This is a genomic window from Saccharothrix sp. BKS2 (genome assembly GCF_047689505.1).
Lineage (GTDB): Bacteria > Actinomycetota > Actinomycetes > Mycobacteriales > Pseudonocardiaceae > Actinosynnema > Actinosynnema lopnurensis.
In genome coordinates, this window is sequence record NZ_JAUQOL010000008.1 from 94,170 (window position 1) to 118,492 (window position 24,323).

The following is a 24,323-nucleotide window of genomic DNA, read 5'->3' on the forward strand; positions in this document are numbered from 1 at the left end:
GACGACCCGTGGAGCACGTTCGTGACGACATCACCCGAGGAAACGCCCGGCGCCGACCCGGCGGCCGCCCACGAGCAGCTGACCGACAAGCTCGGCATCGAGATCACCCGATGGGATGCCGATCGCCTGGTCGGGACGATGCCCGTCAAGGGCAACCGGCAGCCGTACGGGCTGCTGCACGGCGGCGCGAGCGCGGCGCTGGCCGAGACCCTGGGTTCGATCGCGGCGGCCATGCACGCGGCGCCGGAGCGGCTGGCGGTGGGCCTGGAGCTGTCGTGCACGCACCACCGGGGCGTCACGGAGGGCGTCGTCACCGGGGTGTGCACGCCCGTGCACCGGGGGCGCAGCACCGCCACGTACGAGATCGCCATCAGCGACGAGCGGGAACGCCGCGTGTGCACGGCCCGCCTGACCTGCTTCCTCAAGGAGGCCCCGCAGCGCTGACCACCCGGGAGGGTGGTGCCCGGGGGTTCCGAGTGCTGAACTCGGGGGTCCTGAACGCTGAACTCGGGGGTCCTGGGCGTACGACACGGTGGTCCTGGACGTACGACTCGCGGGGGTGGGTATGCGGCGCGCGGTGGTGGTGGCGTTGGTCTTGGTGCTGGGCGGGGCGTGCGGGGGGTCCGGTGAGGGGGCGGGGGAAGCGGGGGGATCGGCCGTTGGGCGTGAGAGTTATCCGGTGCCGGTGGGGACGGCGCGGCCCGACGAGCGGGTGCTGCGGGTGCCCACCACGGCGGACGGGGACACGGCGTTCACCCTGCTCGGGTTGACCAGCGGGGTGCCCACGCTGATCGGGAGCCACGCCGAGCACCACGCCCGGGGGCGGTTCGCGCGGGTCCGGATGAGCGTGGTCAACAACGGGCGCAGCAGCGTGTCGTTCGCCGCCCGCAGGCACGTGCTGATCGACGACCGCGGTGGCGAGCACACGCCGGACGAGCAGGCCATGCTCGTGAAGCGGCAGCCGGACGTGGTGGACCTGGGCGCGAACGTGCGCCTGGAGTACGACGTGTACTACGACATCCCCGCCGACGCGGAGCCGCGGTCGCTGCGCGTGTACGGCGGGCCGACGCTGACCGACCTGAAGGACGCGACGGGCACGGAGATCCCGCTGACCCGGCCGTAGCCGGGCCGGCGGGACCCCCGGACTAGTGACCGCCGAGGTACGCCGCGCGCACCTGGGGGTCGTCCAGCAGCTCCGGGCCCGGTGCGCTCTTGACCACCCGGCCGGTCTCCAGCACGTACGCGCGGTCGGAGAGCTTCAGCGCCTGCTGCGCGTTCTGCTCGACCAGGAGCACGGTCGTGCCGCGGTTGTTGATCTCCTTGACGATCTCGAAGATCTGCGCGATGAGCATGGGCGCGAGGCCCATCGACGGCTCGTCGAGCAGGAGCACCTTCGGCTTGGTCATCAGCGCCCGGCCGATGGCGATCATCTGCTGCTCGCCGCCGGACATGGTGCCGCCGAACTGGTTCTTGCGCTCGGCGAGCCGCGGGAACAGCTCGTAGACCTCGGCCAGGTCGGCGCTCAGGTCGTCCTTGCGGGTGTAGGCGCCCATGAGCAGGTTCTCCTGCACCGTCATGCCGGGGAACACGCCCCGGCCCTCCGGCGACTGCCCGATGCCCGCCAGGACCCGCTTGTGGCCGGGCATCCGGGAGATGTCCGCGCCGTTGAACAGCACCTTGCCGCTGGTCAGCGGGCGCAGGCCGGAGATCGTCTTCAGCGTGGTCGTCTTGCCCGCGCCGTTGGCGCCGATGAGCGAGACGATCTCACCGTCGGCGACCTCCAGGCTGATGCCCTTGATCGCCGCGATCTTGCCGTAGTGGACGTGGATGTCCTTGATCTCAAGAAGCATCTTCGGACACCCCCAGGTACGCCTCGATGACCTTCGGGTCGTTCTGCACCTCGTGCGGCAGCCCTTCTGCGATCAGCTGGCCGAAGTCGAGCACCGCCACGCGGTCGCTGACGCCCATGACCAGGCTCATGTCGTGCTCGATCAGCAGCACGGTGCGGCCGCTGTCGCGGATCTTGCGGATGAGGACCTGGAGCGATTCCTTCTCCGCCGGGTTCATGCCCGCGGCCGGCTCGTCGAGCAGCAGGAGCTTCGGGTCCGTGGCCAGCGCCCGCGCGATCTCCAGCCTGCGCTGGTCGCCGTAGGGCAGGTTCTTCGCGGTCTCGTGGGTCCGCCCGGGGATGCCGACGAAGTCGAGCAGCTCCCGCGCCAGCTCGCGTCCGCGCTTCTCCTCCTTGCGGTGCCACGGCAGGTTCAGCGTCGCGCCGACGGCACCGGTCCTGTGGTGCGCGTCCGCGCCCACCATCACGTTCTCCAGGGCCGACATGTTGTGGAACAGCCGGATGTTCTGGAACGTGCGGGCGATGCCCATCTTGGTGATCTTGAACCGCTTGTGGCCCTCGATCTGCTGCCCGTTGAACAGCACCTGGCCCTCGGTCGGCGCGTAGACGCCGGTGACCACGTTGAACACCGTGGTCTTGCCCGCGCCGTTCGGCCCGATGAGGGCGAAGATCTCGCCCTGGGCGATGGTGATCCGCGCCTCGCGGAGGGCGACCACGCCGCCGAAGCGCATGGTGACGTTGTCCAGCTGAAGGACGGGAGTGCTCACTTGGCCGCCTCCGTCGAGACCTCGGTGTCCGGACCCGCGACCTCGGCGCCCATCGCGCCCATGCCGCCGGTGCCCTCGTGCAGCTCGGCCTTGCGCCGCCGCGACGGCAGCAGGCCCTCCGGGCGAAGACCCATCATGAGCACCAGCACGCCGCCGAACAGCAGGATGCGGTACTCGGCCGGGTCACGGCCCAGCAGGTTGGTCAACCACTCGGACTCGCGGAACCGCTCGGGCAGCCAGGCGATGATGAACGCGCCGAGCATCACGCCGGGCAGGTTGCCGGAACCGCCGAGCACGACCGCGGCGAGGATCGTCGCGGACAGGATGAACGGGAAGGTGTTCGGCTCGATGAACACCGCCTTGCCCGCGTAGATACCGCCCGCCAGGCCGCCGATCATGGCGCCGATGGCGAACGCGAGCAGCTTGAACTTGAACGTGGGCACGCCCATCAGCTCGGCCGCGTCCTCGTCCTCGCGGATCGCGGCCCAGGCGCGGCCGACGCGGGACTTCTGGAGCCGCACCGAGAAGATGATGACCAGCACGATCGCGATCACCATCAGGTAGTAGTACGGCGCGGGCAGCAGCTTGAACTCCACGACGCCCGGGATGTCGGTCGGGTGCGGGATGTTCGTGATGCCGCGGGCGCCGCCGATCTCGTCGGTGTTGTTCGCCGTGATGCGGACGATCTCGCCGAAGCCGAGCGTCACGATGGCGAGGTAGTCACCGCGCAGGCGCAGCGTCGGCGCGCCGAGGATGACGCCGGACACCGCCGCGAGGAGGATGCCGAACGCCACGGTGGCCCAGTAGTTCCAGCCGTACTGGGTGCCGAAGTAGGCGACCGAGTACCCGCCGATGGCGAAGAACGCCACGAACCCGAGGTCGAGCAGACCCGCCTGGCCGACCACGACGTTCAGGCCGATCGCCAGCAGGATGTAGGTGCCGATCGGATAGATCAGCACCGTGGTCCAGTCGGCGCCCGGCGACATGAACGAGCCGATCCACGGCGCGGGCAGCACCAGCGCCAGGGCGATCGCGCCGAGGTACACCAGGTACCGCTGCCAGGTCTTCGCGTGCTCCCACCAGTCGCGGGCGCCGTCGACCAGGGCGCCCACCCGCCTCGACGGCTTCGCGTTGCCAGTCACTCCGTTGCCTTTCATGCGCGGGCCTTCTGCAGGGATTCCCCGAGGATGCCGGTCGGGCGGAACATCAGCACGACCACCAGGATGGTGAAGGCGATGACGTCCTTCCACTCGGAGCCCAGGAAGATCGCGCCCCAGTTCTCGACGAGGCCGAGCGCGATGCCGCCGAGCAGCGCGCCGCGCAGGTTGCCGATGCCGCCGAGCACCGCGGCGGTGAACGCCTTGATGCCCAGCACGAAGCCGATGCGGTAGTCGGTGTTCTCGAACTCCATCAGGTACAGCGCGCCGGCGACGCCCGCCATCGCGCCACCGAGCATGAACGTGGTGCGCACGATGTTGTCGATGCTGACGCCCATCAGCACGGCGGACTCGGGGTCCTGGGCGGTGGCCCGGATGCCGCGGCCGATCTTGGTCCGGTTCACCAGGCGGTCCAGCGCGACCATCATGATGACCGCGGCGACCACGACGATGATGTGGTCGAGGCGCACCGCCGCGTTGCCCACGGTGAACACCGTGTCGCGGTCGACGATGCGCGCCACGGACTGCTGGTTGCGGCCGGGCTTGCCGGTCAACCAGGGGATGATGACGAGCGCGAACAGCTCCTGGAGGAACAGCGACGCGCCGATCGCGGAGATCAGGGCGGTCAGCCGGGTGGCGCCCTTCTTGCGCAGCGGCCGGTAGGCCACCAGCTCCAGCAGGACCGCGGCGCCACCGGATACGGCCGCCGAGAGCACGATGATCAACACCATCACGCCGAACAGCGCGAACCCGGTCAGCGGCGCCGCGGGTGCGATGGTCGTGATCACCACGAGCGACGTGAACGTGCCGATCATGAAGATCTCGGAGTGCGCGAAGTTGATCAAGCGCAGCACGCCGTAGACCATCGTGTAGCCGAGGGCGATCAGCGCGTAGATGGAGCCGAACACCAGTCCGCCCACCGTGCTGGGTAGGAACTGGTTGAGAAAATCATCCATGACAGCTTTGCCTCACGAGACGGGCGGGGAAGAAACTTAGCCATAGTGGTGGGGAGCGGGAGCCGTCGTTGGCACGACACTCCCGCTCCCCAGCTCAGCTTGCTTTGCCTGATTCCGTCTCGGGGATCAGCCTTCGAGCTTGGCCGACTCGGCCGGGCCGAGCAGCTTCAGGATGCCGTCCTTGACCTGGTAGACGAAGATGGAGTTGTTCTCCGGCTCGCCGTTGGCCTTGAACTTGATCGGCTTGGAGACGCCCTCGAAGCTCACCGTCTTCAGGAACTCGTTGATCTTGTCCGAGGTGGTGTTGCCCGCCTCGACGGCCTTGATGAAGGCGGTCGCCGAGTCGTAGCCCTCGGTGGAGTAGATCGCCGGGTCCGCGTTGGCGGACTTCTTGTAGTTGTCGAAGAACGTCTTCAGCGGGCCGGTCACGTCCGGCGACGGGATGTTGCACGGGCAGGCGAGGACGGCGCCCTCGGCCGCCTGGGTGCCCGCGCCGCTGACGAGCTGCTGGTCCAGCGAGCCGTCACCGGAGGCGAAGGTGGCGGTCACGCCGCCGTCGCGCAGCTGCTTGAGCAGGCGGCCGGCCTGGGCGTAGTAGCCGCCGAAGACGATCACGTCGGGGTTCGACGAGGCGACCTTGGTGACGGTCGAGGAGTAGTCGGACGCGTCCTTGGCGAACTTGTCGCGCTCGACGGTCACGCCCTTGCCCTCGAAGGACTTGGCGACCGCGTCCGCCAGGCCGACCGAGTACTCCTGGTCGTCGGACAGGACGAACGCCTTCTTCGGGCTCTTGGCCGTGACCAGGAACTCCGCGATGCCGGGGCCCTGGTCGTCGTCGTTGGCCACGACGCGGTGCCAGTAGGTCCAGCCGTTGGCGGCCAGACCCGGGTTGGTGGCGGAGGGCGACACGCTGGGGATCTTGTTCTCCTCCAGCTGGGCGCCGATGGCCTTCGACTCGCCGGAGAACGCCGGGCCGATGAGGCCGACGATCTTGTCCTGGCCGATGGCCTGCGTGATCAGCGAGGTCGCCTGGTCGGGCTTGCCCTGGCTGTCGTACTCCTCCAGCTCGATCTTGACCGCGGGGTTCTTGGCGTTGTACTCGGCGATGGCCATCTTCGCCCCGTTGAAGGGCGGGATCACGATCGCGGAGTTCTCACCGGTGAGGTCACCCATGAACCCGATCTTGACCGTCGAGGCGTCCCCGCCCGTTTCGCCGCCGCCCCCGCCGCCGCCCGCGCACGCCGCGAGCACCAGCGACGATGCCGCCGCCAGCGCCAGAACTCGGCCGAGTCGTGCTCCTGACACCGGAATACCTCCCATGACACCAACCAGTCCGCCGGTAGGCGGAGCCCTCACACGAGAGCTGGGTTAGGGCAGGAACGTAGCTTCAGTTGAGTTCGGTGAACAGGTGGTCTTACTGCTCTGTGTCCACATCGTGACGGTAGTCACCGGAATTGCCACACAGTTAACAATCTTAAATCCAGCTCAAATCGCCGCAGGTCACGGGATCAATGCGGGCTGTAACCAATCAATCAACCCGATGCCCGTCCGATAACCGAACGGGGAACGGGTGTGGTATCCGGGCGGGCGGAGGGCCGAACTCAGCCGAAGTTTTCGATGACGGCTTCGGCGACGGCCTTCATCGTGGTGCGCCGGTCCATGGCGGTGCGCTGGACCCAGCGGAACGCCTCGGGCTCGCTCAGGCCCTGCTTGGTCATCAGCAGGCCCTTGGCGCGCTCGACGACCTTGCGGGTCTCCAGCCGCTCGGTGAGCCCGGCGACCTCGTTCTCCAGCGCGGTGAGCTCGGCGAACCGGCTCATGGCCAGCTCGATCGCGGGCACCAGGTCCCGCTTGGCGAACGGCTTGACCAGGTACGCCATCGCGCCGGCGTCGCGGGCGCGCTCCACCAGCTCGCGCTGGCTGAAGGCGGTGAGGATGACCACCGGCGCGATGCGCTGGCCGGCGATCGCGGAGGCCGCCTCGATGCCGTCGACCTTCGGCATCTTCACGTCCATGATGACGAGGTCGGGGCGCAGCTCGGTGGCGAGCGTGACCGCCTCGTCGCCGTCCGCGGCCTGGCCCGCGACCTCGTAGCCCTCCTCGCGCAACATCTCGACCAGGTCGAGGCGGATGAGGGCTTCGTCCTCGGCCACGAGCACGCGTCGGGGCGTGACCTCGGGCTGGGCCTCGGCAGCCTGCTGGGTCACCGGGGTCCTCCTGACACTTCGGCGGCGGGCCGGCGCGAACGCGCCGGGTGAAAGCGCAGTCTACCGGCGGGCGGTCCCGCGCCGACGACCTCGGGCCGTGATCACGGCCACCGAGCGCGACTTCGTCGCATCGGACGCACCCCGATCGGCTGAACGCAGCCGGTGGTCGTCCCCGGGAGCCGGTCCGGGAACGACCACCGTCAACAAGATCGCGCGATCGGTGGACCACCGGTCGTGGCACCTCCGGCGGCCGGTGGCGGTGTCCCCGACGGTCGGCCGTGGTGTCCCCCGGCTACCGGTGGCGGCGTTCCCGACCACCGGTCGTGGCACCTCCGGCGGGATCACCGCACCGCGTGCGGCGGCTCCCACCAGCCCGTCACGCCCCGCGGCCACTCCATCGCGGCCAGCGCGGGCTCGTTCGCCGGGTCCGGCGGCTCGACCTCCCGGAGGAACACGTCGTACCACCCGGTGGAGAGGCCCAGCTCGCCCGGCGCGCCCGGCGTCTCGACCGCCTCGGGCAGGCCGAACACCGGGTGCAGCAGGCGGTCGGCCACCCGCGCGACGCCGAGGCCCTCCGGCCACTCCACCCACAACTGCCCGCCCCGGCCCGCGATCCGGACCCACGGCGCCCGCGCGAACACGTGGTAGCGGCGCAGCACCAGGCTGCCCGCCCCGGTCGGGTGGGGCGTCTCGTCCAGGTGGTCCCGCTCGGCGGTGGTGAGCGGGCCGTCGATGAAGTCCCCGCGCAGCCCGCGGCCCGCCATCAGGTTGCGCACGTACCGCATCCCCTCGGCCCACGCGCGGTCGTCCACGCCCGCGAGGTGCGCGGCCGCGTCGAGACCGACGAGCCGCAGCTCCACCGAGCGCGGGTGGCGCGTGACGCGCAGGCCGGGCACGCCCGCCACCCAGTCCCCGTCCCGGCGGGGCAGCAGCTCGTAGAGCAGCGGGCCCACGGCGTGCTCGGCGAGGTGCAGTCGCGGGTGCGGCAGCGGTTCGACGGCGCGGAAGGCGTGGGCGGGGCGCAACATGCTCGCGGGCGGCCGGAGCTGGAGGTGGGAGGCCGCGTCGAGGCCGACGCGCAGCAGCACGCACTCCAGCGTGCGCTGGTCGTGCCCCTCGGCGTCGGGCAGGAACGGGCCGCGCGCGTCGGCCCGACCGCGCAGGGCGTCGACCACGAGGTCGCGCCGGTCGGCGGGCAGGCCGCGCAGCACGGCCTTGACGGCCGGGGTGGCCTGGGAGGTGTTCTCGCCGGTGTAGGTCCGGCGGAGGTCCACGAGCTGTTCGGTCAACGACGTGCGTGCCACGGCAGTCCTCGCTCCCGCCGCCCGGCCCGGCGTGACAAGGACGCGGTTCACGCGTCGGTCGAGGTGCTCGATCGTCCTGCTCGTGAACAGGGGTGCCCCCACCCCGCGGCGGATTCGCGCCACCCGGTTGCCGGGGGGTGGCTCCAGCCTCACGTCTGCTCACACACGCCGGTGCCGACGATAGCAAAGGCGGGGTGACGGGAGCGCGCGCGACCTCGCCCCGGCGGTACCGTAAGGTTCGAACATGAGTTCGAACGAACGCGCGTGGCCCGCCCCCGCCGCGCGGGACGAGCTGCGGCTGCTGACCGAGTTCCTGACCTTCCTGCGGTTGACCGCGGTGGCCAAGGTCGAGGGGCTGGACCCGGCGGACGCCTCCCGCGCGCCGATCCCCACCTCCCCGGTGGTGACGCCGCTGGGCGTGCTGCGCCACCTGACCGCCGTGGAGCGGTGGTGGCTGTCCATCGAGGTGGGCGGGTCCGACGCGCCGTCGCTGTGGGGCGAGGACGCGGACGCGTCGTGGCTGCCGCGCGAGGACGACACGGTCGAGTCGGTGATCGCCGGGTACCGCGCCGAGTGGGAGCGCTCCGCCGAGGCGCTGCACGGCCTGGGGCCGGACGACCGCACGCGCGCCGACTTCCGGGGCAACGGGCGCACGGTCCGCTGGGTGCTCGCGCACCTCGTGCAGGAGACCGCCCGGCACGTCGGCCACCTCGACCTGCTGCGCGAGCTGGCGGACGGCCGCAAGGGCGAGTGATCACCCCCGTCCGGGTGAGGCACGGGCGGGTGACGGAACCTGCGCGGCCCGGCCGCGGCTGTTTTGATCACCGCCATGCGCCACCTGGTCGCGGTGCTCGCCGCCGCACTCGTGCTGCCCCTGTCCACCACCCCGGTCACCGCCTCCCCGAAAATCGACTTCACCGAGGTCGACTTCACCGGCGTCGTGTCGTTGCGCGGCTGCTCCGGTTCCGTGGTCCGGCCACCCGGGCACCGGCCGGAGGACCCGGCGCTGGTGCTCACCAACGGGCACTGCGTGCGGATGATGGGCGCCGACGAGGTGGTGGTCGAGGAGGCGTCCGACCGCGCCTTCACCCTGCTGGCCAGGGACGGCCGGGGCGACCTGGGCACGGTGCGGGCGCAGGGCCTGGCCTACGCGACCATGTCGGGCACCGACGTCGCGCTGTACCGGCTGACCTCGACCTACGCCCAGGTCGAGGCGATGGGCACGAGCGCGCTGGAGCTGGCGCCGGAGCCGGCGGCGCCGGGCGCCGGTATCCGCGTGGTCTCCGGCTACTGGCGCGAGGTCTACTCCTGCGCGGTGGACGGGTACGTGCACGAGCTGCGCGAGGGCAGGTGGACCTGGGCCGGCTCCCTGCGCTACGCGGCGGGCTGCGACACCACCGCCGGCACGTCCGGCTCCCCGGTGGTCGACGCGGCGACCGGCCGGGTGGTGGCGATCAACAACACCGGCAACGAGAACGGTGAGCGCTGCACGGTGAACAACCCGTGCGAGGTGGACGAGCACGGCGAGGTGACCGTCCGCCGGGGCACCGGGTACGCGCAGCGGACCCACCCGCTGGTGCCCTGCCTGACCGGGGGCGGTCGGGTGGACCTGACCGCCCCCGGCTGCGGGCTGCCGCGCCCCGGCGGTCAGGAGCGCGGCTAGAACCGCGCCCCCGACAGGGCCTGGACCGCCGCCACCGGGTTGCCCAGGTGGTAGTGGTCCACGGCCAGGTAGGTCGGCGTCTTGCGGGCGGCGGGCTCGCAGAAGCGCCGGGCGCGGTCGGCCAGCTTGCCGTTGTCGGTGGTGGCGGTGCCGGTGAACGGCACGTCCCGGAAGTGGTTCATCACGAACAGCGGCCGGAAGCCGGGCTCGGTGCGGTTGAGCGGCGTGCCCCAGCGGCTGTGGCAGGACCAGTCCGAGCCGCCCACCCCCGGGCCCATCGACCAGTGGTTCTCCACCGTCCACTCCTGCTGGTACATCACGCCGAAGCTGTCGCGCGGCAGCGCCCCGTCGGCCGCGCGGGTGCGGTCGGTGAAGATCAGCAGCCGGTCGTTCGCCGCGCGCAGGGCGTCCAGGGTGGGCCAGCCGGTGGCGCGCACGCCCGCCCGGTCCGGCCGGAACAGCACGTCCGCGAGGCCGTCGACCCGGTTCAGCTCGGCGCGCAGCACGTCGGCGGGGACGTAGTCCTCCAGGAAGAGCGTGACGAACTCGGTCGGGTTGGCGCGCAGGAAGTCCACCACCCGCTGCACGTCCACCCACAGCGCCACCGGCCGGCTGACCAGCGTGCAGCTGTTGTGGCAGAGGATCGCGCCGTCGGGGGTGTGGTGGACGTCGAGCTGGAAGCCGCGCACGCCGTCGGCGAGCTGCCGGGTGAGGCCCCGGGCCTGGTTGGGCGCGAGGTTGACGAAGGGCGGGGCGAAGCCGCCGTCCACGCCGTTGGCGTAGGCGTTGTGGGCGGTGAGGAAGGTGACCTGGTCCAGCCGCCGCTGCCCCTCCGGCGGCGCGGGGGTGAGGACCGGCGAGACCGGTGTGAGGTACCAGAGGTCGGCGCCGGAGCCGACCCGCACCTGGTCGGTGCCGCTCGCGACGAGGTACCGGTCGGCCCCGGGCACCTTCAACCGGTGCCGGTCGCCGTCGGGCAGCACGTCCCACTGGGCGTCGGGGCTGTCGCAGGGCAGCGTCACGGCCTGGTCGCCGGCGCGGCCGAGGCAGCGGTCCCCCTCGCGCAGGGTGCGGCCGGACCAGGTCCACTGCTGGCGGTCCTCGTCGCCCCTGGGCCGGCGCTGGAGCACCGAGGTGCCCGAGACGCCGGCGTTGAGGCCGGTCGTCGCGCTCTGGAGGTAGACGACGGGATCGGCGGCGGCGGCGGCGTGGCCGGCGGGTGGCACGAGGAGGGCGAGCAGCGTGACGGCGAGGGCTGTTCGGGTTGCGCGCATCAAGGCGTCCTCTCGAAGGCTGCGCGGCGGCTGGGCCGAGAGTAACGCGAATTAAGTTCACGTCGGCCGGACTAGGCTGGAAGGATGAGTGAACCGTGGGGTGATCCCGAGAAGATCCGCCGGGTCCTGGCGTCCGGCGACACGTGGGCCGTCGTCGGCCTGTCCAATGCGCCGGGCCGCGCCGCCTACAGCGTGGCCAGGTTCCTCCAGCAGTGCGGCAAGCGGGTCGTGCCCGTGCACCCGGCCGCCGAGACCGTGCACGGCGAGCCCGGCTACGCGTCGCTGGCCGACATCCCGTTCCCGGTCGACGTGGTGGACGTGTTCCGCCGGTCCGAGGCCGCCGGCGAGTTCGCCGACCAGGCCGTGGAGATCGGCGCGAAGGCGGTGTGGTTCCAGCTCGACGTGGTCGACGAGGCCGCCTACGAGCGCGCCACCGCGGCGGGGCTCGACGTGGTGATGGACCGCTGCCCCGCGATCGAGTGGCCCGCGCACGGCCCGCGCTGAGCCCCGGCCCCGACCGCCCGCGTCAGCCGCCGAGGCGGGCGGTCACCTCGATCTCGATCCGCATCCGCGGGTCGGACAGGCCGCACTCCAGCATCGTCGCCGCCGGCCGGACCTCGCCGAACACCCGGCGCAGCGCCGGCCAGCACGCCTCGAAGTCCGCCGCGTCCGGCAGGTAGTAGGTCACCCGCACCACGTCGGCGAAGGAGGCGCCCGCCTCGGTCAGCGCCCACCCGATGTTGGCCAGGCACTGCTCCGCCTGCGCCACCACGTCGTCGGCGATGGTCATGGTGGCGTAGTCGAACCCGGTGGTGCCCGAGACGTGCACCCAGTCGCCGTCCACCACGGCCCGCGCGTAGCCGATCCGCTCCTCGAAGGTGGAACCCGACAGGATCACTCGCCTCATGCGCGCCACCCTAACCGGGCGGCGGGACCGGGCGCGGCGGGTTCGTGGCGGCCGGGCGGGGCCGGTCAGTAGCCTGCGGGCCATGCCGGTCGTCGCGCTCAACGGGATCAACCTCAGCTACCAGGTGCGGGGCCAGGGCGACCTCGTCGTGATGGTGATGGGCACCGGCAGCCCGGGGCGCGTGTGGCACGCGCACCAGGTGCCCGCCCTGGTGGCGGCCGGGTTCCGGGTGGCGACCTTCGACAACCGGGGCATCCCGCCGACCGACGAGTGCGCGGGCGGCATGGAGATGGCGGACCTGGTGGGCGACACCGCCGCGCTGGTCGAGTCGCTGGGCGGGCGGGCGCACCTGGTCGGTACCTCCCTGGGCGCGCGGGTGGTGCAGGAGCTGGCGCTGGCGCGCCCGGAGCTGGTGTCGAAGGCCGCGATGCTGGGCACGGCGGGGCGCAACGACCCGATGCAGCTGGCGCTGTCGCGGGGCGAGCGCGCCCTGCACGACAAGGGCATCACCCTGCCCGGCCGGTACTACGCGGCGGTGAACGCGGTGCTGAACCTGTCCCCCGCGACCCTGCGCGGCGATGGCGTGCGCGACTGGCTGGACATCTTCGAGTTCGGCGGCTCGGCCGTGTCCGGGGGCGTCCGGGCGCAGCAGGAGCTCGACGAGCACGACGACCGGCTGGCCGCGTACCGCCGGATCCCGGTGCCGTGCCTGGTCGTGGGCTTCGCCGACGACCGCGTGCTGCCGCCGCACCTGGCGCGCGAGGTGGCCGACGCCATCCCCGGCGCGCGGTACGAGGAGGTCGCCGACGCCGGGCACTACGGCTACCTCGAACAGCCCGACGCCGTGAACCGCCTGCTGGTGGACTTCCTGACCGGCTAGCCGGGCACGGTCCGTGACCCCCTGACCACGGGAACTCCGCTACCACCGCGCCCGGAACGCCATTACCGTCGTGCCCGACCCGGTGGGAGGACGCGGCATGGACACCCGACGGCTCGCGCGCGCGTCCCGCCTGGCCGCCCTGATCACCGCGGGTGGCGTGACGGCCCTGGTGCTGGTGCCGGTCGCGGTCAACACGGTCACCGGCGGCTCCGCGCCGCACGTGCTCGGCCCGTACGCGGCGTGGCTGTGGCCCGCGCTCGCGGCGCTGTCCGCGGTCACCGCCGGCCTCGCCGCGTGGGACCCGCTGCGGGCGCTGCTGCTGCGGCGGCGACCCGCGCACCCCGCGCACCGGACCGCCGCGCTGGACCGCGTGGAGGCGTTCGTCCGGGAGCGGCTCGACGGCTCGCTGGCCGGGGAGGTGCGGCTCAAGCTCGGGGTCGCGCCCCGGGTCGGGCCCCGCCTGCCGGGACGCGTCCGCACCGCGCTGGTGGTGCTGGGCGAGCCGGGCTCGGGCCGGACGACGCTGCTGCTGGAGCTGGCCGAGCGGCTGGTGGCGGCGGCGCGGGAGGACCCGCTGCGGCCGGTGCCGGTGGTGGTGGACCTGGCCGGGTGGCGGCGCACCGAGGACCTGGGCGAGTGGCTGCTGCGCGCGGTGGCCGACCGCTACGGGATCGCGCCGCGGGTCGCCCGGCGGTGGCTGCGCGAGCGCGAGCTGCTGTGGCTGCTCGACGACCTGGACGAGCTGCCCGGGGCCGACCGCGCCGAGTGCCTGGACCGGGTCGCCGCGCTGGGGCCGACGCCGTTCGTGCTGTGCGCCACCGACCCCGGCGACGCGTGGGCGAGGCTGCCGCGCCGCGAGGTGGTGCGGGTCGAGCCGCTGCGGCGCGAGGACGTGCTGGGCCTGGTCGCGGCGTGCGCGCCGCGGCTGGACGGGTTGCACGAGGCGTTGCTCAAGAACCCCGAACTGGCGGACGAGGTGCGCACGCCGCTGGCGTTCGGGCTGCTGGCGCTGGGGTACCGGGCGGGGCGGGCGGAGTACCGGGCGATCGTCGACACCTACCTGGTCGAGTCGGCCGCGCGCGGGCCCGGGGACCCGGAGCGGGTGGTGCGCGCGCTGCGGTTCCTGGCGCGGGTCGCGCGGCGGCGGCACGACCTGGCCGCGCGCACCCGGTTGCCGCGGCGCGGGGTGTGGCTGGACTTCGTCGGCGAGGCGGCGGTGTGGCGGCTGTTCCGGCGGGCCGCGCCGGGCGCGCTGGCGGGCGGGGCGGTGGCGCTGGGCGCCGTGGTCGGCGTGCGGCTGGGCCTGGTGCCCGCCGCGTTCGCCGCCGTGGCCACGATCCTGGTGCCGCGCTGCGGTTTCCCGGCGAGCGGCGCGGAGGACGGGTCGCCGGGCCGCGGCGAGCGCTGGGCGGCGGTGGGGTTCGCGGCCGGCGCGGTGGTGGTCGGCGCGGTGGCCGCGGTGGGCGCGTGGCTGGGCGGTCAGGTGGCCCGCCGGCCGGCGGCGGTCGTGTTCGGCCTGGTCGTGGTGACGGCGCTGGTCATCGCGTACGCCGGGACCCGCGACCGGTACTGGGCGGTGGTGTGCGCGCTGGGATCGGCCGGGGTGATGGTGCTGACCGGGCCGACCCCGGAGCTGGTGGCCGGGCTGGGCGCGGGCCTGCTGGTCGGCGCGGTCGCCGGGGTGTTCGTCGGCGGGTTGACCGCTGTGTGGGCGGGCCTGGGCCGGCCGGCCGCCGCGGGTCTGCGCTGGTTACCGGTGGCGGGCCTGGCCGGCGCCGGGCTCGCCGCGGGGATCGGCGCCGACGTGCGCCTGGCGGCCCTCGGCCCGGCGACCGGGCTGCTGGTCGGGCTGGCCGTGGCGCCACTGGCCAACCGCCCGTTCGACCCGGTGGCCGAGCTGCTGTCCCGCCCGCTCGCCCTGGACGAGTTCCCGTTGCGGCGCAAGGCGCTGCTGCGCTCCGCCCGCGACCGCCTGCTGCTGGTCGAGGGGTTCCGGTTCCCGCACGCCGCGGTGCGCGACCACCTGGCCGGGTGCGACCCGGTCGAGCTGGCGGCGACCGTGGCGCGCCGGCGGGCCGACCTCAGGCCCGGCGGCGGGTCCGCCCCCAGGGCTTGAAGACCGAGACGACGGTGCTGAAGACGTAGATCGCCAGCGACACGCAGGACGCGGCCAGCACGCTCGTGCCCGCCCCGGCCACCCCGCGCGCGGCGGCGTGCAGCTCGGGCCGCAGGGAGAACGTCGTGGCCGCGACCGCGACCAGGGTCAGGGCGAACTTGGCGAGCACCCACCGGTGCTTCAGCAGGCCCCACCTGGTGCCCAGCCCCAGCACGACGCCCGTGGTCAGGGCGGTCAGCGCGAGCGGCAGCACCACAAGGTCGCCCAGCAGCGCCATGGCCCGGTAGAGGTGGGGCGCGCCGAAGGCGGCCGAGGCGAGCACCAGGTTCGCCAGGGTGACGCCCAGCCAGCCGACGGACGAGATGACGTGCAGCGCCAGCCAGGTCTTGCGCGCTCGGGGTTTCACGGTGCCGAGCCTGCCGCCCGACGCGGCGTCACCGCGTCGGGCGAGGAGCGGCTGTTCCGGCTGCGCCCCCTGACGTACTCGGGCTCCTCGGCGTACCCGGCCCCTGGCGTGTCAGCCTCGTCGCACCGGGACTTTCGCCTCGTCCCCGTCCACTCCCCCACGCGACCGCACTACGCGGGTGACGGGCCGATCACGCAGAGTTCCCGGTGGTAGGTGAGGTGTTCCTCGTCGATGTAGTGCTCGGGGTGCCTGCGCAACGGCCCGACCTCCGACCGGTCGCGGACGCGGCGCACCACGCCGTCCTCGTCCACGTAGAGGGCGAAGTTGTCGAACTCGACGTGGCAGTTCGCGCACAGGCACAGCATGTTGGCCGGCTCGTCCGGCCCGCCGTGCAGGCCCAGACCCCGGATGTGGGCGGCCTCGCTGTAGTGGCCGAAGGCGGTGCGCAGGCGGGTGCCGCAGAACTGGCACCGGTCGTCGTGCCGGCGCTTCACCTGCTTCGCGTTGGCCGGGTTCCGCACGATCACCGAGCCGGTGCGCCCACGCCGTTCGGTGGCGCCGGTCGTGCGGGTCGCCCCGCTCACCGCGGCGTGCTCGACCAGCCCGACGGCCGCCAGCAGCTCCTCCTGGTCCACCGAGTCGTCCAGCAGCCGGGAGCGCACCGCGTTGACCGTCCAGGTGCGGAACGGCACCTCGCGCCGGAGCCTCCCGTGCAGGGGCGCGGCGAAACCCGCCCTCTCCCGCCCCGCCACCCACAGCCCGGGGCGCGCCAGGCCGCGGACGACCCGGTCCGGGTCGACCGCCTGCCCGTGGTCGGCCAGCAGCCGGCCCACCTCGGCGCGCAGCGCGTCCCGGGGGTGCAGCGGGGGCGCGTCCCGGTCGGCCGCGCGCCCGATCGCCCACAGCAGGGTGATCGCCCCGGCCACGTGCTCCCGGTGGACCGCCAGCAGACCGCCGAGGAACGCCTCGGCGGAGACGGCCGCCATGCCCCGGACCTCGAAGCCGAGGGCGCACAGGTGCCCCGCCGCGTGGCTCGCCCCGCCGCTGAGCTGGTTCGGGAGCAGGGGCGACCGGCCCTCGATGAACCCGTGCGCGACACCGACGATCGCCTTGGAGTCGTACTCGCGACCGTTGTGCACCAGCACGTATTCGCGAGCCTTCTCGTAGCGGTGGTCCCCGAGGAACTTCTCGCGACCGATGCGGTCGAACAGCGCGATCGCCCGGAGCACGTGGTCCACGCCGACGTCGGTGTAGGGCACCGACGCAGCGTAGACGCAACGCGGAGGCCGGGGTTCCGGCACGGTGGGCGCCGTGGTGGACGTCGAGCGGCCCCCGGTCGAGCCCGGGGAGTGGGGCGCGGACGAGCTGTTCCGGGCGTTGGGGACGCTGGTCGGGCACCGGCAGCGCGGCCGGGTGTCGCGGCACGAGCCGCTCGCGCTGCGGGACCTGCCGCTCGACGGCGCGACCGGCGCCCCGTGCGCGCGGTGCGGACGGGTGCTGCCCGCCGACCTGCCGGCCTCCCACCTGCCGTTCGTCGAGGGGCGGGTGACCGGGGCGTGGCGCGAAGGCACGGCCGGCTACTTCGCCCGGCACCGCGACCACGTCTTCAGGGGTCGCCGGCACAGCCCTGTCGGTGGTCCTGGCTAGGATCGGCCAATGGCTTCGCAAGAGGTTCTGCGAAGGATCTTCGGTTACGAGTCCTTCCGCGGGGACCAGCAGGAGATCGTCGACCACGTCGTCACAGGTGGCGACGCTCTGGTGCTCATGCCCACCGGCGGCGGCAAGTCGCTGTGCTACCAGGTGCCCTCGCTGGTGCGCGAGGGCACCGGCGTGGTGATCTCGCCGCTGATCGCGCTCATGCAGGACCAGGTGGACGCGCTGCGCGACCTCGGCGTGCGCGCGGGCTTCCTCAACTCCACCCAGTTCCCCGACGAGCGGGCCATGGTCGAGGCCGAGTTCCTGGCCGGCGATCTCGACCTGCTCTACCTCGCGCCCGAACGCCTGCGCACGGAGCAGACCGCCCGGCTGCTGGACCGCGGCAGGATCGCGCTGTTCGCCATCGACGAGGCGCACTGCGTCTCCCAGTGGGGCCACGACTTCCGCCCCGAGTACCTGGCCCTGTCGCACCTGCACGAGCGGTGGCCGGACGTGCCGCGGGTCGCGCTCACCGCGACCGCCACCGAGGCCACCCGCGCGGAGATCGCCGAGCGGCTGAACCTGACCGACGCCAAGCACTTCGTGGCCAGCTTCGACCGCCCGAACATCCAGTACCGCATCGTGCCGAAGAACGAGCCGAAGAAGCAGCTGCTGGAGCTGCTGCGCACCGAGCACGTCGGCGACGCGGGCATCGTCTACTGCCTGTCCCGCAACTCGGTGGACAAGACCGCCGAGTTCCTCAACCAGAACGGCATCCGGGCCCTGCCCTACCACGCCGGCCTCGAGTCGGGCACGCGCGCCGCCAACCAGTCCCGCTTCCTGCGCGAGGACGGCCTGGTGATGGTCGCCACCATCGCGTTCGGCATGGGCATCGACAAGCCGGACGTGCGCTTCGTCGCCCACCTCGACCTGCCGAAGTCCGTGGAGGGCTACTACCAGGAGACCGGGCGCGCGGGCCGGGACGGGCTGCCGTCCACCGCGTGGCTCGCCTACGGCCTCCAGGACGTCGTGCAGCAGCGCAAGATGATCGACGACTCCGAGGGCGACCAGGCCCACCGCCGCCGGCTGATGGCGCACCTGGACGCGATGCTCGCGCTGTGCGAGACGGTCGAGTGCCGGCGCGTCCAGCTGCTGAACTACTTCGGCCAGCCCGGCTCGCCGTGCGGCAACTGCGACACGTGCCTGACCCCGCCGGAGACGTGGGACGGCACGGTGGCCGCGCAGAAGGTACTGTCCACGGTGGTGCGGCTGCGCAACGAGCGGCGGCAGAAGTTCGGCGCCGGGCAGACCATCGACATCCTGCTCGGCCGCAAGACCGCGAAGGTCATCCAGCACGACCACGACCAGCTCAAGGTGTTCGGCATCGGCACCGAGCTGAACGAGAGCGGCTGGCGCGGCGTGGTCCGGCAGCTGCTCGCGCAGGGCCTGCTCGAGGTGGAGGGCGAGTACTCGACGCTGGTCACCACCCCGGCCAGCGACGAGGTGCTGTTCCAGGGCCGCGGGGTCGTGATGCGCCGCGAGGCAGAGCGCGCCGCCAAGGTCAAGACCGCCCGGACGGGCAAGGCCGCCGCGCCGCAGGTGGAGCTGTCCGCCGAGGCCACGCCGGTGTTCGAGCGGCTGCGCGCGTGGCGGGCGGCGACCGCGAAGGAGCAGGGCGTCCCGGCCTACGTGATCTTCCACGACGCGACGCTGCGGCAGATCGCCTCGTCCGGGCCCACCACGCTGTCCGAGCTGGGCACCGTCAACGGCGTCGGGGAGAACAAGCTGGCCAAGTACGGGCAGCAGATCCTGGACGAGTTGAGCGCGTGACCGAGCTGCGCGCCGACTGCTCGCGCTGCGTCGGCCTGTGCTGCGTGGTGCCCGCGTTCGCCCGGTCCCAGGACTTCGCGATCGACAAGCCCGCCCGCACCCCGTGCCCGAACCTGGGCGCGGACTCCCGCTGCGGCATCCACGCGAAGCTGCGGAGCAGCGGCTTCACCGGCTGCACGGTCTACGACTGCTTCGGCGCGGGCCAGCAGGTCGTGCAGGTGACGTTCGGCGGCGAGGCCCGGCGCGACGACCGCGTGTTCGACGTGTTCCCCGTGGTGCGCCGGCTGCACGAGCTGCTGTGGTACCTGACCGCGACCCTGGAGCTGGCGCCCGCCCGTCCCCTGCACGCCCGGGTGGAGGCGCTGCGCGCGGAGGTCGAGCGGCTGGCCGGCGGCACCCCCGCGGAGCTGCTGGCCCTGGACGTCGACCCGTACTGGGGCCGGACGAACGAGCTGCTGCTGCGGGCCGGCGAGCTGGTGCGCGGCAAGGGCCGCAACCGCCGGGGCGCGGACCTGATCGGCAAGGACCTGCGCGGGGCGCGGATGCGCGCGACCAGCCTGCGCGGCGCCTACCTGATCGGCGCGGACCTGCGCGGGGCCGACCTGCGGCTGGTGGACTTCATCGGCGCCGACCTGCGCGGGGCGGACCTGTCCGGGGCCGATCTGACCGGCGCGTTCTACCTCACCCAGGCGCAGGTGGACGCCGCGAGGGGCGACCGGGGGACCCGGCTGCCGACCGGGCTGCGGCACCCCGCCCACTGGGGCTGAGCGGCAGCCGCCCGCGGGCCCGACCACCACGCGGTCCAGGGCCGGCGCGGTCGGGGCTCCCCCGTGGCGATCGCGGCCGGCACGTGCTCCCGGGCGAGCCGGTCACCGCTCCGCTCGGCCACCACCGCCCCTCGGCCACCACCGCCCCGTTCCCGATCACGGCCGGCAGGTCCAGCCAGTCGGCGCGTTCCCGGGGAACGCCGCCCGTGCCAGGGTGAGTGCACCGGAATTGGTCTGGACCTTCATCCGAGAGGACGGTCGAGGATGCGCGGCACCACCGTGTTGCCGGGAACGCCCTGCCAGGCCCCGCGCGAGGGCGTGCCGCCGGTGCACCGCCTGGAGGTGCCGGCGCCCGACGCGCTGCCGTTCGCCGTGGGCACGTTCGACACGATCGGCCCGATGTCGCGGGCGGCGTTCCCGCACCGGCACACCTTCCACGAGATCGTCTACGTCACCGGCGGCACCGGCGCGCACGTGGTCGACCTGGCCCGCTGGGAGCTGGCCCCGCCGCACCTGTGCGTGATCACGCCCGGTCAGGTGCACCACTGGGCGGACACCCGGGACCTGGAGGGGTTCGTCGTGCTGTTCACCGAGGACTTCCTGCTCGACCACCCCGCCGACCGCGAGCTGCTGCGGCGCCTGGGCGAGCGGCCGTGGCTGACGCTGGACGAGGCGACCCACCACCGGATGCTGCGGCTGCTCGCCGAGCTGGAGGAGGAGTACCGGCGCGGCGCCGAGGGCGCGGGGTCGGTGCTGCGGGCGCTGCTGCACGTGCTGGTGGTGCGGGCCGCGCGGCTGCCCGCGACCCCCGCCGCCGCGCCCGCGCGGGCCGGTGCGGTGGCCGGGGAGTTCGCCCGGCTGGCCGGTCGCGCCGAGCACGCGTCGTGGTCGGTGCGCGCCTACGCCGAGCGGATCGGCGTGACCCCGGGCCACCTGACCGAGGCGGTGAAGGCGGCGACCGGCCGCACCCCGTCCGAGCTGGTCCGGGAGGCGCGCACGCGCGAGGCGCAGCGGCTGCTGGCGAAGACGGACCTGGCCGTGCGGCAGGTCGCGGCCCGGGTCGGGTTCACCGACCCCGCCTACTTCTGCCGGTTCTTCCGGCGCGAGACCGGGGTGAGCCCCGGTGGGTTCCGGCGCGGCGCGGGCGTCCGTTAACAGCGGCAACAGCGCCCACGAGGATCACCACGACCGGCCGGTTCCGTCCATCGTCCGCCGGCCAGGCGTCCTCGTAGTTTCGTCGTGGACCCCCAACAACCCCCCCACGAGGAGCAGTCATGGATGCATCCGCGGACGGCGGCCGCACTGCGCCCGAGGAACCACTCGGCGGCGAGGTCGACGACCGGAGGTTCAGCCGCAAGGCGGTGCTGCGCGCCGCGCTCGCGGCGGGAGTCGCGCTGCCCGTCGCGATGATGGGCGTGCCCGCGCTGGCGCGGGACGTCGGCGGGAGCGGCGGCCTGCTGGAGCCCACCCCCCTGTGCGACGACGGCGACGACCCGACGCCGCCGCAGATGGAGGGCCCGTACTTCAAGCCGAACTCGCCGCGCCGCACGTCGCTGGTCGACGCCGGCACGCCCGGCACCCGGCTGACCGTGACCGGGTACGTGTTCGGCCTGGCGTGCCAACCGATCGCCAACGCGCTGCTGGACTTCTGGCAGGCCGACGTCAACGGCGTGTACGACAACACGGGCTTCCGCTTCCGCGGCCACCAGTTCACCAACGCCAACGGCGCCTTCACCCTGTCCACGATCGTGCCGGGGCTGTACCCGGGCCGGACGCGGCACGTCCACGTGAAGGTGCAGGCGCCCGGCCGCCCGGTGCTGACCACGCAGCTGTACTTCCCGGGCGAGCCGCGCAACAGCACCGACACCCTCTTCGACCCGCGCCTGCTGATGACCGTGCGCAGCGTCGGCGGCGCGCGCGAGGCGGTGTTCGACCTCGTGCTGAACGTCCCGCAGCAGCCGGGCCCCACCACGACCACGTCCACCACCCCGTCCCAGCCGGGCGGCGGCACGTGGGCGGCGGGCACCGGCTACGCGCCCGGCGCGAGGGTCACCCACGGCGGCGTCGAGTACGTCTGCCTCCAGGCGCACCTCGCCCAGCCGGGCTGGGAGCCGCCGAACGTCCCCGCCCTGTGGCGGGTGGCCTGACCCGCGCGGCCGACCGCGGCCCGCGCCTGTTCGGCGTGGGCCGCAGGGTTCGACTACCTCGTCAGCACAGGCCGATGTAGAAGGCGTTCGAGATGTTGTCGTCGGAGCCGAGGTGGGTCTCCGACCACGGGGGCACGCACATGTAGGTCGACGCCCAGCCGTGGTGGTAGTCGATCTTGATGTGGACCCAGGTGTCGCCGCAGTGGCCGTAGTAGGCGGCCTCCGCGTTCTCGGCGTAACCGCAGATCATCTCCGCGGCGGCGGGGGCGGTGTCGGCCGGCGCGGCGTTGGCGGCGCCCGGCGCCAGCGCGCCCGCGAGGGCGAAGAGACCGACCGCGGCGGCCTTCAGGCTGTTCTTCACAGTTGCTCCCGGTGAGTTCTCGATCGGATTTGCTCGGAAAAGGACCGGATCAGGTGCGGATCAGGTGCGGATCAGCACAGGCCGACGTAGAAAGCGTTCGAGACGTCGTCGTCGGAACCGAGGTAGGTGAGCGTCCACGGGCCGACGCAGGTGTACATCGAGGGCCAGCCGTGGTGGTAGTCGACCTTGATCATGACCGTGGTGTCACCGCAGTGGCCGTAGTAAGCGGCTTCCGCGTTCTCGAAATAACCGCACGGGATCTCCTCCTGCGCCTGGGCGGCGACCGACGCGGCGACCGCGGCGGGAGCGGCCGTCGCGGCACCCGCGCCGACGTTCGGCAACAAAGCGCCCAGGATGGCGAACAGGCCGACCAGGACGACCTTCACGCTGTTCTTCACCGCGACTCCCCCTTGAATTTGCCGAAAAGTTCCGACATCACTGACCAACACGTGGTGGGAACCTGCCGACACTGAGGAATTCGGGTAACGATCAGATAACGAGAGCCGGATCGCCGGTCAGCACCGCCCGCAGCCGGGCCAGCCCGCGGCTCGTCTGGCTGGTCACGGACCCCGGCGTGCAGCCGAGCACGCGGGAGGTCTCCACGGTGTCCAGGTCCAACCAGAAGCGCAGGAAGATCACCTGCCGCTGCCGCCGGGGCAGGCGGCCGAGCGACTGGAGCACCGGACCGTGCGCCCCCACCGGGTCGGGTTCCACCGGCGTGCCGGCCAGCTCCTCCGGGATCGCGTCCCCCAGCAACTCACGGCGGGCGGCGGCCCGCCGGCGCGAATCGATGAAAACGCTGTGCAACACGCTCTTCAGGTAACCCCGCAACTCAGAATGGCGCTCGAAGGAGCACCACCTCTGGTAGACCTTGACGAACGCCGATTGCGCCAGGTCTTCCGCTTCGTACGAGTCGCGGCACAGCGCGTAGGCTTGTCGGACCAGCCACCTCCGGTTTTCCAGGAAGAAAGTCCGGAATTCCACCCGTGCCTCGCACACGCGCACTCCCTCTCGGCATGCCGATCCCGCCGCCGCGGTGCGGGCCGGCGAGGATCGGCAGACGGATCAACCCCGGGTCGGCACCGCGGGAACAGCGGGGCGACCAGGCCCGCGCCGTCGTACCGGCGAATCCCCACGATTTCGACCGGCCTCGGCCAAGCTAGGACCGGCGCTCTCGGGCCGTCAACCGAACTCTGCGCGACCGGGCCGGCACGGATACCCCCATCCGTGTCAGGCGCGGGGAAAAACCAATGGTTGCGGCAATAACCACCGGGCCGAGCCGCAGCGGTCCGGACCGATCGGGGTGTCACGCCGGCGGGACAGGACCGCGCTCCCACCACACGACGACGGCCCCGGGAGCGCCACTGCGGACCTGGTGCCGCGTTCCCGGACGCCGACCCGTTGATCGGTCCGGCCGGGTGATCGGCCGAGGTTGCGTGACGCGGCACCAGGTCTCACGCCGTCCGCCGTCCGGCGGCAACCGCGCCAACCCGGCCCACGGCACCCCACCACCCGCTTAAGGTGCCGGAATGGCGGAGGACGGGTTCGTCGAAGTACGCGGGGCCAACCGGGGCGACAACGTGGTCTTGCGCCTCTTCGCCGTGGCGTTGGTGGTCACCGGACCGATCGTCTACGCGGCCAACGACGGCGCCACCATCGGCATCGTGCTCACCGCGGTGCTCCTGCCGCTGGGCATCGCCGTGTGGCGCGGTATCACGCGCGCCAAGCGGCGGCTGCTGCGCCTGGACGAGGTGGGCCTGCCCGCGACCGCCGTGGTCCTGTCCATGGAGCCGATCAGCGAGGACGCCACGGTCCGCGTCCGGCTCCTGATCAAGGGCCCGGACGTGCCCGAGTTCGTGACCGAGCACGACGCCCGGTACCACCCGAGCCTGAGGCCCGGGAACAAGCTCGTCGCGGTGGTCGACCCCGACGACCACCGCGACTTCGAACTGGACTACTAGGGCACGGCGCGGCCGGGCCACCGTGACGGCCGCGGACCGCGCCCTGGTGCTCGCCGCGTCGGCCGAGATCACCCTCGGACGACGGCCCACGACCACCTCCCGCACACCGAGCCGCGGAAGCAGCCCGGCCGGTCAC

Annotated in this window: 27 protein-coding genes; 13 read left to right on the forward strand and 14 right to left on the reverse strand. The window is 72.9% G+C overall.

Annotated features, from left to right (window positions below):
• Positions 1-21 precede the first annotated feature (21 nt).
• Entirely contained in the window at positions 22-444 is a 423-nt protein-coding gene (locus tag Q5530_RS18315; RefSeq protein ID WP_415363772.1) for a hotdog fold thioesterase, read from the forward strand.
• A gap of 235 nt (positions 445-679) precedes the next feature.
• The gene (locus tag Q5530_RS18320) at positions 680-1,123 is read left to right on the forward strand and encodes a DUF4352 domain-containing protein (protein WP_380634061.1); all 444 of its coding nucleotides are present in this window, start codon (positions 680-682) and stop codon (positions 1,121-1,123) included.
• Positions 1,124-1,145: 22 nt separating this feature from the next.
• Here Q5530_RS18320 and Q5530_RS18325 read toward each other — a convergent pair whose 3' ends face one another.
• The 7 genes from Q5530_RS18325 to Q5530_RS18355 form a co-directional block, all read right to left on the reverse strand.
• Positions 1,146-1,850 carry an ABC transporter ATP-binding protein gene (locus Q5530_RS18325; RefSeq protein WP_415363775.1) on the reverse strand — a complete coding sequence of 235 codons (705 nt, stop codon included), beginning with the start codon at positions 1,848-1,850 and terminating at the stop codon, positions 1,146-1,148.
• On the reverse strand, positions 1,840-2,580 hold the full coding sequence (locus Q5530_RS18330; RefSeq protein WP_415364185.1) for an ABC transporter ATP-binding protein: 741 nt from the start codon (positions 2,578-2,580) through the stop codon (positions 1,840-1,842). Before Q5530_RS18330 ends, Q5530_RS18325 begins: the two co-directional genes overlap by 11 nt.
• 32 nt (positions 2,581-2,612) lie before the next feature.
• Entirely contained in the window at positions 2,613-3,773 is a 1,161-nt protein-coding gene (locus Q5530_RS18335; RefSeq protein ID WP_415363777.1) for a branched-chain amino acid ABC transporter permease, read from the reverse strand.
• On the reverse strand, positions 3,770-4,729 hold the full coding sequence (locus tag Q5530_RS18340) for a branched-chain amino acid ABC transporter permease (protein WP_380634053.1): 960 nt from the start codon (positions 4,727-4,729) through the stop codon (positions 3,770-3,772). Before Q5530_RS18340 ends, Q5530_RS18335 begins: the two co-directional genes overlap by 4 nt.
• Before the next feature lie 126 nt (positions 4,730-4,855).
• Positions 4,856-6,034 carry a branched-chain amino acid ABC transporter substrate-binding protein gene (locus Q5530_RS18345; RefSeq protein WP_415363779.1) on the reverse strand — a complete coding sequence of 393 codons (1,179 nt, stop codon included), beginning with the start codon at positions 6,032-6,034 and terminating at the stop codon, positions 4,856-4,858.
• Positions 6,035-6,330: 296 nt separating this feature from the next.
• The gene (locus Q5530_RS18350) at positions 6,331-6,936 is read right to left on the reverse strand and encodes an ANTAR domain-containing response regulator (RefSeq protein ID WP_380634048.1); all 606 of its coding nucleotides are present in this window, start codon (positions 6,934-6,936) and stop codon (positions 6,331-6,333) included.
• 341 nt (positions 6,937-7,277) lie between these two features.
• Complete coding sequence (locus Q5530_RS18355; RefSeq protein WP_415363781.1) at positions 7,278-8,240, reverse strand: hypothetical protein; 963 nt, start codon at positions 8,238-8,240, stop codon at positions 7,278-7,280.
• A gap of 244 nt (positions 8,241-8,484) precedes the next feature.
• Here Q5530_RS18355 and Q5530_RS18360 point away from each other — a divergent pair, with 244 nt between their 5' ends.
• Together Q5530_RS18360 and Q5530_RS18365 are read left to right on the forward strand one after the other, a co-directional pair.
• Positions 8,485-8,994: a DinB family protein gene (locus Q5530_RS18360; RefSeq protein WP_415363783.1), complete on the forward strand. Its 510-nt coding sequence runs from the start codon at positions 8,485-8,487 to the stop codon at positions 8,992-8,994.
• Between the two features lie 75 nt (positions 8,995-9,069).
• Positions 9,070-9,903, forward strand: coding sequence for a S1 family peptidase (locus Q5530_RS18365; protein WP_415363784.1), 834 nt, complete (start codon positions 9,070-9,072; stop codon positions 9,901-9,903).
• On the opposite strand, the gene Q5530_RS18370 is transcribed toward Q5530_RS18365, so the two are convergent.
• The gene (locus tag Q5530_RS18370; RefSeq protein ID WP_415363785.1) at positions 9,900-11,177 is read right to left on the reverse strand and encodes a phospholipase; all 1,278 of its coding nucleotides are present in this window, start codon (positions 11,175-11,177) and stop codon (positions 9,900-9,902) included. The two genes, Q5530_RS18365 and Q5530_RS18370, sit on opposite strands and share 4 nt — an antisense overlap.
• Positions 11,178-11,261: 84 nt before the next feature.
• Between Q5530_RS18370 and Q5530_RS18375 the strand changes: the two genes are divergently transcribed.
• A complete protein-coding gene (locus Q5530_RS18375) occupies positions 11,262-11,681 on the forward strand; it encodes a CoA-binding protein (RefSeq protein WP_415363787.1) in 420 nt (139 codons plus the stop codon).
• A gap of 22 nt (positions 11,682-11,703) precedes the next feature.
• Here the strand turns inward: Q5530_RS18375 and Q5530_RS18380 are convergent, their stop codons facing one another.
• A complete protein-coding gene (locus tag Q5530_RS18380; RefSeq protein ID WP_380634039.1) occupies positions 11,704-12,084 on the reverse strand; it encodes a RidA family protein in 381 nt (126 codons plus the stop codon).
• 82 nt (positions 12,085-12,166) lie between these two features.
• Here Q5530_RS18380 and Q5530_RS18385 point away from each other — a divergent pair, with 82 nt between their 5' ends.
• Positions 12,167-12,964 (forward strand): alpha/beta fold hydrolase, encoded by a 798-nt coding sequence (locus Q5530_RS18385; RefSeq protein WP_415363789.1) that lies wholly within the window; start codon positions 12,167-12,169, stop codon positions 12,962-12,964.
• Between the two features lie 97 nt (positions 12,965-13,061).
• Positions 13,062-15,080 (forward strand): hypothetical protein, encoded by a 2,019-nt coding sequence (locus Q5530_RS18390; protein ID WP_415363791.1) that lies wholly within the window; start codon positions 13,062-13,064, stop codon positions 15,078-15,080.
• Here Q5530_RS18390 and Q5530_RS18395 read toward each other — a convergent pair.
• Both Q5530_RS18395 and Q5530_RS18400 read right to left on the reverse strand, forming a co-directional pair.
• Positions 15,046-15,486 (reverse strand): hypothetical protein, encoded by a 441-nt coding sequence (locus Q5530_RS18395; RefSeq protein WP_415363792.1) that lies wholly within the window; start codon positions 15,484-15,486, stop codon positions 15,046-15,048. The genes Q5530_RS18390 and Q5530_RS18395 overlap by 35 nt on opposite strands.
• 170 nt (positions 15,487-15,656) lie before the next feature.
• Complete coding sequence (locus tag Q5530_RS18400; RefSeq protein ID WP_415363794.1) at positions 15,657-16,745, reverse strand: HNH endonuclease; 1,089 nt, start codon at positions 16,743-16,745, stop codon at positions 15,657-15,659.
• Positions 16,746-16,797: 52 nt separating this feature from the next.
• Here Q5530_RS18400 and Q5530_RS18405 point away from each other — a divergent pair, with 52 nt between their 5' ends.
• The 5 genes from Q5530_RS18405 to Q5530_RS18425 all read left to right on the forward strand — a co-directional run bounded on the left by Q5530_RS18405 (position 16,798) and on the right by Q5530_RS18425 (position 21,865).
• Positions 16,798-17,133, forward strand: a complete 336-nt coding sequence (locus Q5530_RS18405; protein ID WP_415363796.1) for a hypothetical protein — start codon at positions 16,798-16,800, stop codon at positions 17,131-17,133.
• 9 nt (positions 17,134-17,142) lie between these two features.
• Complete coding sequence (gene recQ / locus Q5530_RS18410; protein WP_415363797.1) at positions 17,143-18,951, forward strand: DNA helicase RecQ; 1,809 nt, start codon at positions 17,143-17,145, stop codon at positions 18,949-18,951.
• Positions 18,948-19,718, forward strand: coding sequence for a pentapeptide repeat-containing protein (locus Q5530_RS18415; protein ID WP_415363799.1), 771 nt, complete (start codon positions 18,948-18,950; stop codon positions 19,716-19,718). The genes recQ and Q5530_RS18415 overlap by 4 nt, the downstream gene beginning before the upstream one ends.
• A gap of 264 nt (positions 19,719-19,982) precedes the next feature.
• Positions 19,983-20,873: a helix-turn-helix transcriptional regulator gene (locus Q5530_RS18420; RefSeq protein ID WP_380634027.1), complete on the forward strand. Its 891-nt coding sequence runs from the start codon at positions 19,983-19,985 to the stop codon at positions 20,871-20,873.
• 119 nt (positions 20,874-20,992) lie between these two features.
• Complete coding sequence (locus tag Q5530_RS18425; protein ID WP_415363801.1) at positions 20,993-21,865, forward strand: carbohydrate-binding protein; 873 nt, start codon at positions 20,993-20,995, stop codon at positions 21,863-21,865.
• 61 nt (positions 21,866-21,926) lie between these two features.
• Here the strand turns inward: Q5530_RS18425 and Q5530_RS18430 are convergent, their stop codons facing one another.
• From Q5530_RS18430 to Q5530_RS18440, 3 genes are all read right to left on the reverse strand, one after another.
• Positions 21,927-22,226: a DUF6355 family natural product biosynthesis protein gene (locus tag Q5530_RS18430; RefSeq protein WP_415363802.1), complete on the reverse strand. Its 300-nt coding sequence runs from the start codon at positions 22,224-22,226 to the stop codon at positions 21,927-21,929.
• Positions 22,227-22,297: 71 nt separating this feature from the next.
• Positions 22,298-22,624 (reverse strand): DUF6355 family natural product biosynthesis protein, encoded by a 327-nt coding sequence (locus tag Q5530_RS18435; RefSeq protein WP_415363804.1) that lies wholly within the window; start codon positions 22,622-22,624, stop codon positions 22,298-22,300.
• Between the two features lie 91 nt (positions 22,625-22,715).
• Positions 22,716-23,225, reverse strand: a complete 510-nt coding sequence (locus tag Q5530_RS18440) for a SigE family RNA polymerase sigma factor (RefSeq protein WP_415363805.1) — start codon at positions 23,223-23,225, stop codon at positions 22,716-22,718.
• A 530-nt stretch (positions 23,226-23,755) separates the two neighbouring features.
• Here Q5530_RS18440 and Q5530_RS18445 point away from each other — a divergent pair.
• Positions 23,756-24,187 carry a hypothetical protein gene (locus tag Q5530_RS18445; protein WP_415363807.1) on the forward strand — a complete coding sequence of 144 codons (432 nt, stop codon included), beginning with the start codon at positions 23,756-23,758 and terminating at the stop codon, positions 24,185-24,187.
• Positions 24,188-24,323 lie beyond the last annotated feature (136 nt).